The sequence below is a fragment of the Pseudomonas sp. NIBRBAC000502773 genome (assembly GCF_006517195.1).
In the GTDB taxonomy this organism is placed as follows: Bacteria; Pseudomonadota; Gammaproteobacteria; order Pseudomonadales; family Pseudomonadaceae; genus Aquipseudomonas; species Aquipseudomonas marginalis.
This window is the reverse complement of the sequence record NZ_CP041189.1, coordinates 707,204-723,650: the sequence shown is the minus strand read 5'-3', so window position 1 is coordinate 723,650 and position 16,447 is coordinate 707,204. Positions and strand designations below refer to the sequence as shown.

At 62.2% G+C, this 16,447-nt stretch carries 15 protein-coding genes; 14 read left to right on the top strand and 1 reads right to left on the bottom strand.

Annotated features, from left to right (window positions below):
• The first annotated feature begins 69 nt into the window (after positions 1–69).
• Together NIBR502773_RS03210 and NIBR502773_RS03205 are read left to right on the top strand one after the other, a co-directional pair.
• Positions 70–612, top strand: coding sequence for a sigma-70 family RNA polymerase sigma factor (locus tag NIBR502773_RS03210; RefSeq protein ID WP_141155358.1), 543 nt, complete (start codon positions 70–72; stop codon positions 610–612).
• Positions 609–1,541: a FecR family protein gene (locus tag NIBR502773_RS03205; RefSeq protein WP_141155357.1), complete on the top strand. Its 933-nt coding sequence runs from the start codon at positions 609–611 to the stop codon at positions 1,539–1,541. Before NIBR502773_RS03210 ends, NIBR502773_RS03205 begins: the two co-directional genes overlap by 4 nt.
• Here NIBR502773_RS03205 and NIBR502773_RS03200 read toward each other — a convergent pair.
• Entirely contained in the window at positions 1,538–3,355 is a 1,818-nt protein-coding gene (locus NIBR502773_RS03200; RefSeq protein ID WP_141155356.1) for a sigma-54-dependent Fis family transcriptional regulator, read from the bottom strand. The genes NIBR502773_RS03205 and NIBR502773_RS03200 overlap by 4 nt on opposite strands.
• A 263-nt stretch (positions 3,356–3,618) precedes the next feature.
• Here NIBR502773_RS03200 and NIBR502773_RS03195 point away from each other — a divergent pair, with 263 nt between their 5' ends.
• The 12 genes from NIBR502773_RS03195 (at position 3,619) to NIBR502773_RS03140 (ending at position 16,444) form a co-directional block, all read left to right on the top strand.
• A complete protein-coding gene (locus NIBR502773_RS03195) occupies positions 3,619–4,713 on the top strand; it encodes an ABC transporter ATP-binding protein (protein ID WP_027607299.1) in 1,095 nt (364 codons plus the stop codon).
• On the top strand, positions 4,713–5,810 hold the full coding sequence (locus NIBR502773_RS03190) for an ABC transporter ATP-binding protein (protein ID WP_141155355.1): 1,098 nt from the start codon (positions 4,713–4,715) through the stop codon (positions 5,808–5,810). The genes NIBR502773_RS03195 and NIBR502773_RS03190 overlap by 1 nt, the downstream gene beginning before the upstream one ends.
• On the top strand, positions 5,807–6,673 hold the full coding sequence (locus tag NIBR502773_RS03185; protein ID WP_025858174.1) for a carbohydrate ABC transporter permease: 867 nt from the start codon (positions 5,807–5,809) through the stop codon (positions 6,671–6,673). The genes NIBR502773_RS03190 and NIBR502773_RS03185 overlap by 4 nt, the downstream gene beginning before the upstream one ends.
• A 10-nt stretch (positions 6,674–6,683) precedes the next feature.
• The gene (locus NIBR502773_RS03180; RefSeq protein ID WP_003174634.1) at positions 6,684–7,484 is read left to right on the top strand and encodes a carbohydrate ABC transporter permease; all 801 of its coding nucleotides are present in this window, start codon (positions 6,684–6,686) and stop codon (positions 7,482–7,484) included.
• 10 nt (positions 7,485–7,494) lie between these two features.
• Positions 7,495–7,767 carry a DUF2160 domain-containing protein gene (locus NIBR502773_RS03175; protein ID WP_027607297.1) on the top strand — a complete coding sequence of 91 codons (273 nt, stop codon included), beginning with the start codon at positions 7,495–7,497 and terminating at the stop codon, positions 7,765–7,767.
• A 32-nt stretch (positions 7,768–7,799) separates the two neighbouring features.
• On the top strand, positions 7,800–9,542 hold the full coding sequence (locus NIBR502773_RS03170) for an ABC transporter substrate-binding protein (protein ID WP_027607296.1): 1,743 nt from the start codon (positions 7,800–7,802) through the stop codon (positions 9,540–9,542).
• Between the two features lie 663 nt (positions 9,543–10,205).
• On the top strand, positions 10,206–11,414 hold the full coding sequence (locus NIBR502773_RS03165; RefSeq protein ID WP_141155354.1) for a methyl-accepting chemotaxis protein: 1,209 nt from the start codon (positions 10,206–10,208) through the stop codon (positions 11,412–11,414).
• A 9-nt stretch (positions 11,415–11,423) separates the two neighbouring features.
• On the top strand, positions 11,424–11,792 hold the full coding sequence (locus tag NIBR502773_RS03160) for a response regulator (protein ID WP_065873103.1): 369 nt from the start codon (positions 11,424–11,426) through the stop codon (positions 11,790–11,792).
• Between the two features lie 22 nt (positions 11,793–11,814).
• Complete coding sequence (locus NIBR502773_RS03155) at positions 11,815–12,102, top strand: lipid asymmetry maintenance protein MlaB (protein ID WP_141155353.1); 288 nt, start codon at positions 11,815–11,817, stop codon at positions 12,100–12,102.
• Positions 12,103–12,143: 41 nt separating this feature from the next.
• Complete coding sequence (locus NIBR502773_RS03150; protein ID WP_141155352.1) at positions 12,144–14,180, top strand: chemotaxis protein CheA; 2,037 nt, start codon at positions 12,144–12,146, stop codon at positions 14,178–14,180.
• Positions 14,181–14,209: 29 nt separating this feature from the next.
• The gene (locus NIBR502773_RS03145; RefSeq protein ID WP_141155351.1) at positions 14,210–15,868 is read left to right on the top strand and encodes a methyl-accepting chemotaxis protein; all 1,659 of its coding nucleotides are present in this window, start codon (positions 14,210–14,212) and stop codon (positions 15,866–15,868) included.
• 36 nt (positions 15,869–15,904) lie between these two features.
• Complete coding sequence (locus tag NIBR502773_RS03140; RefSeq protein ID WP_027607290.1) at positions 15,905–16,444, top strand: chemotaxis protein CheW; 540 nt, start codon at positions 15,905–15,907, stop codon at positions 16,442–16,444.
• The last annotated feature ends 3 nt before the right edge of the window (positions 16,445–16,447 follow it).

Below are 16,447 nucleotides of genomic sequence, written 5' to 3'. Positions count from 1 at the left end.
GCTCCTACACCGTTTTACTGGCATTGTTTGCGCAATTGGTAACTCTTCCCATTTGAGACTCTTTTGCGCATGCATGACATTCCGGCCGCGCTGGGCGATTCAGTGCGTCAGCAGACCCTTACGGCGATGTACAGCGAGCACCACGGCTGGTTGCAGGGCTGGCTGCGCAGAAAACTGGGGTGTTCCCAGCACGCCGCCGACCTGGCCCACGATGCCTTCATCCGTGTGCTGATGCTGGCCGAGCCGCAAAATATCCAGGAACCCCGGGCCTTCCTGGCCACCACGGCGGGGCGCCTGCTGATCGATGGCGCCCGGCGTCGACGCATTGAAAAAGCCTACATGGAAGCTCTGGTGATCCAGAGCGAGGATGCCGGCATGCCCGACCCGGCCGCGATCCATGTGGCCCTGCAAGCCCTGGAACGCATCGCCGAAATGCTTGCCGGCTTACCCGCCAAGGCCCGCGAAGCCTTCCTGCTGAGTCGCCTCGACGGGCTGACCTACAGTGAAATCGCCACACGCCTGGACGTGTCCGCCAGCACCGTCAAAAACTACATCTCCAGCGCCCTGGTGCACTGCTACCACAGCCTGCATGCGGCAGACCCGCTGGCATGAGTTCCGAACAGATCATCCAGCAAGCGGCGAATTGGCTGACCCGCCTGCACGACGAAGAGGTCAGCGACGCCGAGCGTCAGGCCTTCAACGCCTGGTGCCAGGCCGACCCTCGTCACGCGGTCGCCATCGAGCGCATGCGCTCACTGTGGGGCAGCCTCGATACCTTGCCTGCACAACCTGCACGCCTGGCCCTGAACCGCGCGTTTGCCCCGCGTCGCGCGCGCGGTGCCCAGGCGATGGGCGTGCTCGGCGTATTACTCTGCGGCTGGCTGGGCCTTACGCACCTGCCGGTGTGGATGGCCGACCAGCGCACCGGCGTGGGTGAGCGGCGCCAGATCGCCCTTGAAGACGGCAGCCAGTTGCAACTCAACAGCAACTCGGCGGTGGACGTGAAATTCGACGGCCACCAACGGGTGATCGAACTGCTGCAAGGCGAACTCTGGGTCGACGTGGCCAAGGATGCGCAACGGCCCTTCGTGGTGCGCACCGACCAAGGCACGGCGACGGCACTGGGCACGCGTTATTTGGTCAAGCGCGCGCCAGACGGCACGACGGTGGTGACGGTGATCGAGTCCACCGTGGCGGTCAAAGGGGACAGCAGCGAAGGGGTCAAGGTCACTGCCGGCCAGCGTTCGATCCTCGACCATGGTCGCGCCCAACCGCCCCGGGCCACCGACGACACCGACCCGGACGCCTGGACCCGTGGCCTGCTCAAGGTCAACGACCAACCCTTGAGCGAAGTGCTGCAAACCCTGGCCAGCTACCGCCACGGCCTGCTGCGCTTCGACCCCCAGGCCCTGCAGAACCTGCGGGTGACGGGGGTGTTCAAGCTGGATGACACGGCGGCGGCGCTGTCGACGTTGGCGGATAACCTGCCGATCCAGGTGGAGTACTTCACCGACTTGCTGGTGGTGGTCAAGCCGCGCTAGCGTTCGTTCTGGCGCAGGCGCTTGTACAGGGTGTTGCGGCTCACGCCCAGCTCCCGCGCCAGGTGGGAAATATTCCCGCCGGCGGCCTTCAAGCGCTGGGTCAGGTCGATGCTGGCATCCAGGTGTTCACTGGCGGGCAGTGGCGCCGTCAGGTTCAAATCGACAAAAAAATCGTCCGGCAGATGCTCCGGACGGATCGGCTGTTCCTCGGCCATCGCCAGCGCCACCTGCAACACGCTGCTCACCTGACGCAGGTTGCCGGGCCACGGGTGCTGTTCGAACAGCGCCAGCACCTCGGCGCTGAGCCCGGCCCACTGGCTTGGCTCCCGGTATTGCTGCCACAGTTGCTGGAACAGCGCCCGTTTGTCGCTGCGCTCGCGTAACGGCGGCAATTCAAGGGTCAGGCCGCCGATGCGGTAGTACAAGTCCTCGCGAAAGCGCCCGGCCTGGACCTGCTCGCGCAAGGCTCGGTTAGTGGCCGAGATGATGCGCAAATCCACCGGGAACAACTCGCTGCTGCCCACCGGTTGCACGCAACGCTCCTGCAATACCCGCAACAGGCGCGCTTGCGTCGGCAGCGGCATATCGCCGATTTCATCGAGGAACAGCGTGCCCTTGTCGGCCTTGCGGATCAGGCCGATGCTGCCTTTCTGGTTGGCGCCGGTGAACGCGCCTTTTTCGTAGCCGAACAGTTCCGATTCCACCAGCTCGGCGGGAATCGCCGCACAGTTCACCGCGATAAACGCCTGCTGGCTGCGGGAACTGGCCTGGTGCAGGGCCTTGACGAAGACTTCCTTGCCCACCCCGGTTTCCCCGTGGATCAGCAGCGGGATGTCCTTCTCCAGCAGGCGCTCGGCCTGGCGCACGGCTTTTTCCACGCGCACATCACCAAAGTGCAAGGTCTTCAGGCCAATCGCGGCGGGCTTTGGCGCAACGGGTTCGCTGAACACACGGGCCTGCACCGGCATCTGCTTCGGTCGCTTCAGCAGGCACTGGAAGCGATTGCGTCCCGCCGCCTGCAGCGAAAAGGGCAGGCCCTCCGGCTGATTGAGCAACTCCAGCAGCGACACCTTGAACAAACTGTCGATCATCACCCGCGACAGACTGATGCCCAGCAGGTTGTCTGCCCGGCGGTTGGCCGAAAGCACCTGGCCGCTCTCATCAAAGATCAGCAGGCCCGCCCATTGGCTGTCGAGGTTGCTCAGGCCGGTGTTGAAGGTCAGCTGGAAATGTTCGCCGCGAAACAGGTTGAGGATCAGCCGGTTTTCCACGGTCTGGCTCATCATCTTGACCATGCCCAGGGTGTGGGAGGGCGGCAGGTAGCTGTCACTGGAGACATCCAGCACCGCGATGATTTCGCGCTGGGCATCGAAGATCGGTGCTGCCGAGCCGGTCATGAAGCGGTTGGCCTTGAGGAAGTGTTCGTCATGTTCGATATGCACCGCCTGGGCACAGGCCAGTGCGGTGCCGATGGCATTGGTGCCGCTGGAGCGCTCCATCCAGCTGGCCCCGGCGCTGAACCCTCGGGCCAGCTTGGGCTCGATAAAGCGCTGGGTGCCCCAACTGGTCAATACCTGGCCCTGGTTGTCGGCCAGCATGATCAGGCAGTTGGAATTGCTCAGGATGTTTTCGTAGTAGGGCAGGACTTCCTGGTGCGTGGTCTGCACCAGGGAATGCTGGCTTTCCAGCAATTGGCTGATGCCCTCGGCGGGCAGTTGATCGAAGCTGGGCGTGCTCTGGTGGTCCAGGCCGAAGGCGCGGCAACGGCGCCAGGATTCCTGGATAAGGGTGTCGTGAGCCAGGGGTTCGGCCATGGAGCGACCTTCTTTTTATTGTTTTGGGGTCTTGCACAATCAACGGATGCAACGAAGTCAATCGGGTTCAAAGAGTGTTGTTCATAACTGTTCATTGTCAACCCCCGGATTGTTCAGTTGTTCAGCCAGACCTGTTCATTTCTGTTCGCTCCTGAACATCACGTTCAACCCATTTCCTTGCGGATCAAGCACCTGCCGTTTTTGGCATGAAACTCGCTCTGACGACTGGCCAGATTCATTCCAATAATAAAAAAGGTCGTGTCATGTCATTGACCCTGGAACATGTCTCCCGCGTCGTCGAAGGCCAAACCTGGATCGACGACGCCAACCTGCGCTTCGAAGCCGGCTCCTTCAACGTCCTGCTGGGCCGCACCCTGTCCGGCAAGACCAGCCTGATGCGCCTGATGGCGGGCCTGGACAAGCCCGACAGCGGGCGCATCCTGATGAACGGCGTGGATGTCACCCACAAACCGGTGCGCCTGCGCAACGTGTCGATGGTGTATCAGCAGTTCATCAACTACCCGACCATGACCGTGTTCGAAAACATCGCCTCGCCGTTGCGCCAGGCCGGTGTGTCTAACGAGCTGATCCAGAGCAAGGTGCTGGAAACCGCGCGGATGCTGCGCATCGAGAAATTCCTGCAACGTCACCCGCTGGAGTTGTCCGGTGGCCAGCAGCAACGCACGGCCATGGCCCGCGCGTTGGTGAAAGATGCCGAACTGATCCTGTTCGACGAGCCGCTGGTGAACCTGGACTACAAACTGCGCGAAGAGCTGCGTCAGGAAATGCGCGAGCTGTTCAAGGCGCGGCACACCATTGCCATCTACGCCACCACCGAGCCCAACGAGGCCCTGGCCCTGGGTGGCACTACCACCATTCTTCACGAAGGCCGGGTGATCCAGAGCGGCAAGGCCGCCGAGGTGTATCACCAGCCACAGACCGTGTTGGCCGCCGAGCTGTTTTCCGAGCCGCCGATCAACCTGATGCCGGGGCGTATCAGCGGTAACGAGGTGAGCTTCGCCAATTTCGTGCACTTCCCGCTGAACGTCGACCTGCGTCCCATCGGCGAAGGCGAATTCCGCTTTGGTGTGCGCCCCAGCCATATCAGCCTGGTGCCGAGCAACGACGACGACCTCGAGCTGGCGGTGACCGTGGAAGTCGCCGAAATCAGCGGTTCGGAAACCTTCCTGCATGTGCGCAGCGAGCACTTCCTGCTGGTGCTGCACCTGCCGGGGGTGCATGAGTACGACGTCGACGCGCCGATCCGCGTGTACATCCCCACCCATAAACTGTTTGTGTTCGATGGCCAGGGCCGTTTGGTCCAGGCCCCCGGGCGCCGCGTCGCGAGGGTTGCCTGATGGCCGAGATCCATTTGCAGAACCTGGCGCACAGCTACAGTCCCACGCCTAGCGGCCCTGAGGACTACGCCATCCGGGCAATGAATCACGTGTGGGAGCAGGGCGGTGCCTACGCCTTGCTCGGGCCGTCGGGCTGCGGCAAGTCGACGTTGCTCAACATCATCTCCGGCCTGCTCAGCCCGTCCGAAGGGCAGGTGCTGTTCGATACCCGAGTGGTCAATGACCTCACCCCGGAAAAACGCAACATCGCCCAGGTGTTCCAGTTCCCGGTGGTGTACGACACCATGACCGTGTTCGATAACCTGGCCTTTCCCCTGCGAAACCAGGGCATGGCCGAGGCGAAAATTCACAGCAAAGTGCAGGAAATTGCCGAAGTCCTCGACCTGCAAAACCTGCTGAGCAAAAAAGCCCGCAACCTCACCGCCGATGAAAAACAGAAAGTCTCCATGGGCCGTGGCCTGGTGCGGGATGACGTGTCGGCCATCCTCTTTGACGAACCGCTGACGGTGATCGACCCGCACCTCAAGTGGAAGCTGCGGCGCAAGCTCAAGCAGATCCATGAGCAGTTCAATATCACCATGGTCTACGTCACCCATGACCAGCTTGAGGCCTCGACCTTCGCCGACAAGATCGCGGTGATGTACGGCGGGCAGATCGTGCAGTTCGGCACGCCCCGTGAGTTGTTCGAGCGGCCCAGCCACACCTTTGTCGGCTATTTCATCGGTAGCCCTGGGATGAATCTGATCGAAGTGCAGGCCGAGGCCGGCGGTGTGCGCTTTGCCAGCACGGTTCTGCCGTTGTCCGAGGCTTTGCAGCAACGCATTGCCGGCAGCGACTACAAGACGCTGCAGGTGGGGATCCGCCCGGAATTCATTCACGTGTGGGACGAGTACAACCCTGACGCCCTGCAAGCCGATGTCACTCACCTCGAAGACCTCGGCACCTACAAGATCATGACCCTCAACCTTGACGGCGCCACCCTCAAGGTGCGCCTGGCCGAAGACAAACCGGTGCCCGAGGGCAGGGCGTCCATCAGCTTTCCCGCGCAGTGGCTGATGGTGTATGCCGACGACTACCTGCTGGAGGTGCAGCCATGAACAAGGTGCAGAACAACAAGGCCTGGTGGCTGGTGTTACCGGTGTTCCTGCTGGTGGCATTCAGTGCGGTGATCCCGATGATGACGGTGGTCAACTATTCGGTGCAGGACATCTTCGACCAGTCCAGCCGCTACTTTGTCGGCGCCGACTGGTACAAGCAGGTGCTGCTCGACCCGCGCCTGCATGACTCGCTGCTGCGCCAGTTCATCTATTCGGCCTGCGTGCTGCTGATCGAAATTCCCCTGGGCATCGCCATCGCCCTGACCATGCCGACCAAGGGCCGCTGGTCGTCGCTGGTGCTGATCATCCTCGCCATTCCGCTGCTGATTCCGTGGAACGTGGTGGGCACCATCTGGCAGATCTTCGGCCGCGCCGATATCGGCCTGCTGGGCTACAGCCTCAACGCCCTGGGCATCAGCTACAACTACGCTGCCAACACCATGGACGCCTGGGTCACCGTGCTGGTGATGGACGTGTGGCACTGGACCTCACTGGTGGCGCTGCTGTGTTATTCCGGGCTGCGAGCGATCCCGGATGTGTACTACCAGGCCGCACGTATCGATCGGGCTTCGGCGTGGGCGGTGTTCCGGCATATCCAGCTGCCGAAGATGAAAAGCGTGCTGCTGATCGCGGTGATGCTGCGCTTCATGGACAGCTTCATGATCTACACCGAGCCCTTCGTCCTCACGGGCGGTGGGCCGGGGAATGCCACGACGTTCCTCAGTCAGACGCTGACCCAGATGGCCGTAGGCCAATTCGACCTGGGCCCGGCGGCGGCGTTTTCCCTGGTGTACTTCCTGATCATCCTGTTGGTGTCCTGGCTGTTCTACACCGCCATGACCCACTCCGACGCCAACCGCTGAGGCCGCCAACATGAGCAAGCGCAAGGTTATTCCGCTGCTGATCTACATCCTGTTCCTGCTGGTACCGATCTACTGGCTGCTGAACATGTCCTTCAAGAGCAACACCGAAATCCTCGGCGGGCTGACCCTGTTTCCGCAGGATTTCACCCTGGCCAACTACAAGGTGATCTTCACCGACCCGAGCTGGTACACCGGTTACCTCAACTCGCTGTACTACGTGAGCCTGAACACGGTGATTTCCCTGAGCGTGGCGTTGCCGGCAGCCTATGCCTTCTCGCGCTACCGCTTCCTGGGTGACAAGCACCTGTTCTTCTGGTTGCTGACCAACCGCATGGCGCCACCGGCGGTGTTCCTGCTGCCGTTTTTCCAGCTGTATTCGTCCATCGGCCTGTTCGACACGCACATCGCCGTGGCCTTGGCCCACTGCCTATTCAACGTACCGCTGGCGGTGTGGATCCTGGAGGGCTTCATGTCCGGGGTGCCCAAGGAAATCGACGAAACCGCCTACATCGACGGCTATAGTTTTCCCAAGTTCTTCGTGAAGATTTTTATCCCGCTGATCGGCTCTGGCATCGGTGTGACCGCGTTTTTCTGCTTCATGTTTTCCTGGGTCGAGCTGCTGCTGGCGCGCACCCTGACCTCGGTCAACGCCAAGCCCATCGCCGCGGTGATGACCCGTACGGTGTCGGCCTCGGGTATCGATTGGGGCGTGCTGGCAGCGGCGGGGGTGTTGACCATCCTGCCCGGCATGCTGGTGATCTGGTTTGTTCGCAACCACGTGGCCAAGGGCTTTGCCCTGGGCCGGGTCTGAGGAGTCGATGATGGAATGGATGGCCTGGACCACCCCCACTGCACTGTTCTTTGGCGGCATTGCCCTGATTCTGGCGGGCATGACCACCTGGGAGCTGCGCTCGCCGAGCATCCCGCGGCGCGGCGTCCTGCCGATCAGCACCACCCGTGGTGATCGCTTGTTTATCGGTCTTCTCGGCAGCGCCTACCTGCATTTGCTGGTGATCGGCGTTACCGACTGGAGCATCTGGGTAGCGTCCGCGCTCTCCCTGGTATGGCTGTTGAGTGTGATGCGTTGGGGCTAGTGCCCTTATGAATAAACAACCAGGAGGTCTCTATGTTGAATAAGAACAATAAGCTGCGACATAGCATTTCATTGGCCGCCGTACTGGCCCTCAGCGGTTTGAGCGCTTCGGCCTGGGCTGATGCGTATGAAGATGCGGCGAAGAAATGGATCGGCAGCGAGTTCAAGCCGTCGACCCTTACGGCCGACCAGCAGCTTGAGGAGTTGAAGTGGTTTATCAAGGCCGCCGAACCGTTCCGAGGGATGAAAATCAACGTGGTGTCGGAAACGCTCACCACCCACGAGTACGAATCCAAGGTGCTGGCCAAGGCCTTCAGCGAAATCACCGGCATCAAGCTGACCCACGACCTGCTGCAGGAAGGCGACGTGGTGGAGAAACTGCAAACCCAGATGCAGTCCGACAAGAATATCTATGACGGCTGGGTCAACGATTCCGACTTGATCGGTACGCACTTTCGCTATGGCAAGACCGAATCCATCACCGACCTGATGGCCAACGAAGGCAAGGCCTTCACCTCGCCCACCCTGGATATCAAGGACTTTATCGGCATCTCCTTCACCACCGCGCCGGACGGCAAGATCTACCAGCTGCCCGACCAGCAATTCGCCAACCTCTACTGGTTCCGCGCCGACTGGTTCGAGCGGCCGGAGCTGAAAGCCAAGTTCAAGGAAAAATACGGCTATGACCTCGGCGTGCCGGTGAACTGGTCGGCCTATGAAGACATCGCCAAATTCTTCAGCGAAGACGTCAAGGAAATCGACGGCAAGCGTATCTATGGGCACATGGACTACGGCAAGAAAGACCCGTCCCTGGGCTGGCGCTTCACCGATGCCTGGTTCTCCATGGCCGGTGGCGGCGACAAGGGCCTGCCCAACGGTTTGCCGGTGGACGAGTGGGGCATCCGCGTAGAGGACTGCCACCCGGTAGGCTCCAGCGTCACCCGTGGCGGCGACACCAACGGCCCGGCGGCGGTATTCGCCACGCAGAAATACGTAGACTGGATGAAAGCCTACGCCCCCCCGGAAGCGGCGGGCATGACCTTCTCCGAATCCGGCCCGGTGCCGTCCCAGGGCAACATCGCCCAGCAGATCTTCTGGTACACCGCGTTTACCGCCGACATGACCAAGCCGGGCCTGCCGGTGGTGAATGCCGACGGCACGCCGAAATGGCGCATGGCGCCGTCGCCGGTCGGGCCGTATTGGGAAAAGGGCATGAAGAAGGGGTACCAGGACGTAGGTTCCTGGACCTTCCTCAAGTCGACGCCGGAGAAGCAGAAACTCGCGGCCTGGCTCTACGCGCAGTTCGTGACCTCGAAAACCGTGTCCCTGAAGAAAACCATCGTCGGCCTGACGCCGATTCGTGAGTCCGACATCAACTCCCAGGCCATGACCGACATGGCGCCGAAACTCGGTGGCCTGGTGGAGTTCTACCGCAGCCCGGCACGGGTCGAGTGGACCCCGACCGGCACCAACGTGCCGGACTACCCACGCCTGGCGCAACTGTGGTGGAGCAACATCGCCGCCGCCGCCAGCGGCGAGAAAACCCCGCAACAGGCCCTCGACAACCTGGCCAAGGAGCAGGACGCGATCATGACGCGCCTGGAACGCTCCAAGGTGCAGCCGGTGTGCGGCCCGAAAATGAACCCTGAGCGTGACGCGCAATACTGGTTCGACCAGCCGGGCGCGCCGAAACCGAAACTGGCCAACGAGAAACCGAAAGGCGAGACCGTGGCCTATGGCGACCTGCTCAAGCAGTGGGAGGCAGCGCGTAAGTAAACGCGCCGGGGCGTGGAACACAAAACGGCACCCAGGTGCCGTTTTGTTTTGGTGCAAACATGAAGGCGCAGCTCTGTGACGCGCGGTGGTCAGGCAATCCTGAGTATGGGCAGCTTACTTTCGTGGCGGCCTTCGGGCCGACCATGTCGTTGGAGTTGACCGAGTACATATCCGTTGCTGCGGTAACGGCCGCTATGGGTTCCGCCCTTACGGCGGCCCACGGATTCAAGCCGGAGTGAGGGCATACCGAGCCTAGGCGAGGTACCGAGTGGTGGGGCGAGAGCCTTTTGGTTACTTTTGGGCTCTTTCCAAAAGTGACCCGCTGTAAGAGCGGAACCATAGGCGGCCGTGACCGCAGCAACGGATATGTACTCGGTCAAACCCAACGACATGGTCGGCCCGAAGGCCGCCACGGAACCAACCGCCCTCACCACAAAGAGATTTTTCAGCCTGAAAGACAGACTCGCTAGCCAGCGCTTGCGACAAACCCCTGTTCGGTAAACCACCGCTGATCCTTCAGGAACAAGGACCCAGAATTGCCCGATATGTCACCCTGCGGTCATAAACCAGACGGAAGGCACTCAAGTCACCTCAAGTTGCAAGTTACAGCGCAGATAACAACTATGTCACTTACATCCGCAACAACGTTCAAGGATCGAACTCATGCCCCAGCGCCAATCCAGCCGCCTGCCTCTTCCCGTTTATCCACGTTTTCGCTGGTTCGCTTTGATCCCGGTCGTGCCCGCCGTGTTGTGGATACTTGTGCAATCAACCTCGCCGGCCAATCTGCTGGCTTGCACGGTACTGGTGCTGATCGGCCTCGGTGCCTGTGCGTGGAGCGCGGGTTCGCAGCGCAACGCAATGCAGCAAGCGCTTGCACAGGCGGATCAGTCAGATGCGCACGCGGCGCACGACGGCATGGCCTCTCGTGCCCAGCTCGACGAGGTATTGCTGGGCGCCATGCCCATCTGGGCCAAGCAGGTGGAAAGCTCGCGCCATCAGACCGAAGAAGCGATCGTGAGCCTGGCCAACCGTTTCACCGGGATCGCCGCACGCTTGCAGGAGACGGTACAAGCCTCGCAGCACGCGGCCGGCGAACTGGACGGGCAGGCCGCCGACGGCGCGCTTGAGGTGCTGGCACGCAGTGACAGCGAGCTGAGCCAGGTGATCAATTCGCTCAAGGCCACCCAAACCAGCCGTGACCAGACCCTGGCCCAGGTCCGCAGCCTGACCGCCTACACCGGCGAGCTGCGGACCATGGCCGCCGATGTGGCGGCGATTGCCGCGCAAACCAACCTGCTGGCCCTCAACGCAGCCATCGAGGCGGCGCGTGCCGGTGAGGCCGGGCGCGGTTTTGCGGTGGTGGCCGACGCGGTGCGCAGCCTGTCGAGCAAATCCAGTGAAACCGGCCAGCAGATGTCGGCCAAGGTCGACATCATCAACAACGCCATTACGCAATTGGTCCAGGCCGCGTCCAGCAGTGCCGACCAGGACAGCCATTCGGTGGCCGAGTCCGAAAACAGTATTCAAGTGGTGCTCGAACGCTTCCAGAACATCACCGGACGCCTGGCCGAATCCGCCGATCTGCTCAAGCAGGAAAGCTACGGCATCCGGGATGAGATGACCGAAGTGCTGGTCAACCTGCAATTCCAGGACCGGGTCAGCCAGATCCTCAGCCACGTGCGCGACAACATGCAGGCCCTGCATGAGCACCTCCTGCAGGCCAGCCAGGCCCCGGACCAGCCGGTGGCCGTCGACGCCCGCCAATGGCTGGCGCGCATGGAAGCCACCTATGCCACCGACGAGCAACGGCGCCTGCACCATGGAGAGGCGGCCGTGCAGCAGAATTCTCAAGACATCACTTTCTTTTAGGAGCACATCATGGCGAAGAATGTATTAGTGGTCGACGACTCCAGCAGCGTGCGGCAAGTGGTCGGCATAGCCTTGAAAAGCGCCGGTTACGACGTCATCGAGGCCAGCGACGGCAAGGATGCCCTGGGCAAGCTGACCGGGCAGAAAGTGCACCTGATCATCAGCGACGTGAACATGCCCAACATGGACGGCATCACCTTCGTCAAGGAGGTCAAGAAGCTGGCCAACTACAAGTTCACCCCGATCATCATGCTCACCACCGAGTCTCAGGAGTCGAAAAAGGCCGAGGGCCAGGCTGCCGGCGCCAAGGCCTGGGTGGTCAAGCCGTTCCAGCCTGCGCAGATGTTGGCAGCTGTGTCTAAACTGATTCTGCCTTGACCCCGGCGCCAGGGAGGCTCCCATGCCGATTACCACTGAAACACTCGACGACACGGCCCACGTGCGCATTGACGGCGAGCTTACGATCTACACCGTAGCGGAACTGGCGGCGGCGCTGCTGCCGCAGATGGGCGCGGCACCCCGCCTGGAGCTGGACCTGTCTGAGGTCACGGAAATGGATGGCGCCGGCTTGCAGTTGCTCGCGGTCATCCGGCGTGAGGCCGGTAATGCCGGCATAGCCTTGAGCGTGACCGGCCAGAGCCAGGCGGTCACGCAGGCGGTCCAACTGTGTCGCAGCGCGGCCTCATAGCCAGCGCTTCCCAGGTTTTTTGATCGACAAGGAAAGTCACGGTGAGCATCAATCTCGATCAGGCACAACAGACATTCATCGTTGAGGCGCGCGAGCTGTTGCAGGCCATGGAGCAATCCCTGCTGCAACTGGAAAGCGAGCCCGGCGACCAGGATGCCATCGGCGCGATTTTCCGCGCCGCACATACCATCAAGGGTTCGGCGGGCCTTTTCGGCCTGGCGTCGATCGTGGGGTTCACGCATATCGTCGAAGACGTGCTTGACCGCCTGCGCGAAGGCAGTGTGGCGGTGGACGCCGCCTTGATCGCGCTGCTGCTCAAGTGCGGCGACCATATACTCGAACTGGTCGAAGTGGTCGCCAACCGCGGTGAGACGCCGACCCCTGCCGCTCTGGAGCGCGGTGAGGCATTGCGCGAGGCGCTGAGTGCCTATCAGCCGATACGAACCGCCGTTGCCAGCGTCGAAACCGCTGAGGTGGCCGACGACGCGGCGGTCGAAGTGCTTTGGCATATTTCCCTGCGCTTCGGCACGGATGTGTTCCGTAATGGCATGGACCCGCTGTCATTTCTGCGCTACCTCGAGACCTTGGGGCAGTTGATACAGGTCGCCACCCTGACCGACAGCATCCCGCCCATGGACAGCTGGGACCCGGAAAGCTGCTACCTGGGTTTCGAGATCGATCTGCGCTCGACGGCCAGCCACGCCAGCCTCAACGAGGTGTTCGATTTCGTGCGTGACGACTGTGAGGTGCACATCAGTGCCGTCGATGAAGCGCCCGACAGCACCCAGGCCCCGGCGGGCGAGCCGGGCACGCAGGCCGAGCCAGCCCTTGTGACGGCTGCACCGCAGCGTCTGGCGAGCGGCGAAGCGAAAAGCCGCGACGGCAATTACGTGCGCGTCAACGCCGACAAACTCGACGAATTGATCAACTTGGTCGGCGAGCTGGTCATCGCCAGCGCCGGCGCGAACCTGCTGGCCCGGTCCTGTAACAACGACCCGTTGCACGAGGCCTCCTCGACAGTCTCGGGGCTGGTGGAAGAGATCCTCGATGGCGCCCTGCATTTGCGCATGATCCCCATCGGCGACACGTTCAACCGCTTTCGCCGCGTGGTGCGCGATATCAGCCAGGAGCTGGGCAAGGACATCGAACTGAGCATCAGCGGCGCGGAAACCGAACTGGACAAGACCGTGGTCGAGAAGATCGGCGACCCGCTGATGCACCTGTTGCGCAACGCCATGGACCACGGCATCGAAAGCGCCGATGCGCGGCGTGCGGCCGGCAAGTCGGGCAAGGGCCATCTGAGCCTCAATGCCTATCACGACTCGGGGAGCATCGTCATCGAGATCGCCGACGACGGTGCCGGCCTCAATCGCGATCGCATCCTGCAAAAGGCCCAGGAGCGCGGGCTGGTGGCCAGCGGTGCGGTGCTCACCGACCAGGAGATCTACAACCTGATCTTCGAGGCCGGGTTCTCCACCGCCGAGGCGGTGACCAACCTGTCCGGTCGCGGTGTCGGCATGGACGTGGTCAAGCGCAATATCACCTTGCTGCGCGGCACCGTCGACCTCGACAGCCGCCCCGGCCAGGGCACCGTGGTGCGCATTCGCTTGCCGCTGACCCTGGCGATCATCAATGGGTTCCTGGTCGGCATCGACCAATCCACCTACGTGATTCCCCTGGACATGGTCCAGGAGTGTATCGAGCTGGATGAGCACCAGCGCCAGTCCAGTCGCGACACGGGCTATCTGGATCTGCGTGGCGAGGTGTTGCCGTTGGTGCACCTGCGCGACCACTTCAGCCACGAAGGCCCCGCAACCCGGCGCCAGAATGTGGTGGTGGTGCGTTACGCCGAGCATAAGGCCGGGCTGGTGGTGGATGACCTGCTCGGCGAGTTCCAGACCGTGATCAAACCCCTGGGCAAGCTGTTCGGCGCACTGCGTGGCATCAGCGGCTCGACCATATTGGGCAGCGGCGCGGTGGCCCTGATCCTGGACGTACCGGTACTGCTCAACCAAATCGTACAACTGGAAGCCCGCACGGCCCAGGCATCTCAGTCGCCACCGGCCGTCGCTCGCTGACGCATTTGCAATTCCATGGAGGTTCCCCGATGAAATGGTTCTACGATCTTAAAATTTCCACCAAGCTGATCAGCTCGTTCCTGGTGGTCCTGGCGCTTACCGCGGCCATGGGCGGCTTCGCCATCCACCAGCTTGGTGCGGTCAACCAGGCGGCCCAGGACATCAAGGGCAACTGGATGCCCTCCATGCGCGCAGCGGCAGGCATGCGTTTTTTTGCCGCCAACTACCGCTTGAAAGAAAACCGCCAGGTCGGTACCGAGATCGCCGAGGAAAAGGCCCAGGCCGAACGCGAAGCCGCCGATTCGCGTCAACAGTTCGAAACCCGCATGGGCACCTACGAGCAATTGCTGTCGAACGATGAAGATCGTCAGCTCCTGGCCGGCGTGAAAAGCGCCTGGACCGCCTACTTGGCGACCAGCAGCCAATTGCTCGAACTGTCCCGGCAGAGCCAGGAAGTTCAGGCGCGCGTCTTGCTCCGAGGCGAGTCCAGGGTGCAATTCGATCAGGTGACCGACCGCCTGCAGAAAATGATCGAGTTCAACGACGCCGGCGCGAGTGCCGCCGGCGACAAGGGCTCGGCGCTGTACGAAAGCGCACGGGTGTCGATCATCGTGGTACTGGTCGCGGCCCTGTTGATCGGCCTGGGCCTGGCGATGTTCATCGCGCGGATCATTTCCCGCCCGTTGCGCCAGGCCGCGAGCGCCGCCGAGCAATTGGCCGAAGGCAACCTCAACGCGCACATCGAGCCGGGCGGGAAGGATGAAACCGGCATGGTGCTCAACGCCATGCGCAACATGGTCGGCAAGCTCGCCCATATCATCGGTGAAGTGCGTAACGCCGCCGACAACCTGGCCAGCGCCTCCGAGGAGGTCAGCGCCACCGCGCAATCGATGAGCCAGGCCACCAGTGAGCAGGCCGCCAGCGTCGAGGAAACCAGTGCATCGGTCGAGCAGATGAGCGCCAGCATCAACCAGAACACTGAAAACGCCAAGGTCACCGATGGCATGGCCAGCAAGGCCGCCAAGGAAGCCACCGAGGGCGGCGAATCGGTGCAGCAGACCGTGGTGGCGATGAAGAAAATCGCCCAGCGCATCAGCATCATCGATGACATTGCCTACCAGACCAATCTGCTCGCGCTCAACGCCGCCATCGAGGCCGCTCGGGCCGGCGAGCACGGCAAGGGATTCGCCGTGGTGGCCGCCGAAGTGCGCAAGTTGGCCGAACGCAGCCAGGTTGCCGCCCAGGAAATCGGTGAACTGTCCTCCAGCAGCGTGGACATGGCCGAGAAGGCCGGCAAGTTGCTCGACGAAATGGTGCCCTCCATCAACAAGACGTCCGACCTTGTGCAGGAAATCAGCGCCGCGTCCGAGGAACAGGCGGCCGGTGTCGCGCAGATCAATACCGCGATGACCCAGCTTAACCAGGTGACCCAGCAAAATGCCTCGAGCAGCGAGGAACTGGCGGCCACGGCGGAAGAAATGAGCAGCCAGGCCGAGCAACTGCAACAGGCCATGAGCTTTTTCGTGCTGGATTCAGCGCCCAAGGTTGCGGTTCAAAGCAACAGCCTGGACAGCCCGGGCAGCAAGCCCAACCGTCAGGCGCCACAGCCGAAACCACCGGCGCAGCGCAAGGCGTTCGCCTACACCATGGCCAGTGCCCCGGACGAAGCGGATTTCACCCGCTTCTGATCCCACGATCAATACGGGCCTACTAGGGAGAGTGACATGGGTGCAGCAATGACGACTCGGCAGACCGCAGCAGCGGTCGATGAGGATGCGCAGTATCTGACCTTCATGCTCGGCGGCGAAATGTTCGCCATCGGCATCCTGGGGATCAAGGAAATTATCGAATACGGCAGCCTGACCGTGGTGCCGATGATGCCCGCTTTCGTACGCGGGGTGATCAACCTGCGCGGCGCGGTGGTGCCGGTGGTCGACCTGTCGGCGCGCTTTGGCCGGGCCAACTCGGCGATCACCCGGCGCTCCTGCGTGATCATCATCGAGGCGAGTACCGAAGATGGCCAGGCCCAGGACATCGGGCTGCTGGTCGATACGGTGTCTGCGGTGCGGGAGATCCCGGCGACGCAGATCGAGCCGCCACCCAACTTCGGCGCACGAATTCGCGCCGACTTCATCAGCGGCATGGCCAAGGTCGACGGCAAGTTCGTGATCGTGCTGGAGGTGGACAAGGTGCTGTCCATCGATGAGATGTCCAGCCTCGCCGAGGCCGGCCAGGCGCCGGCCCTCGACCTCGACCCACGTTGAGAC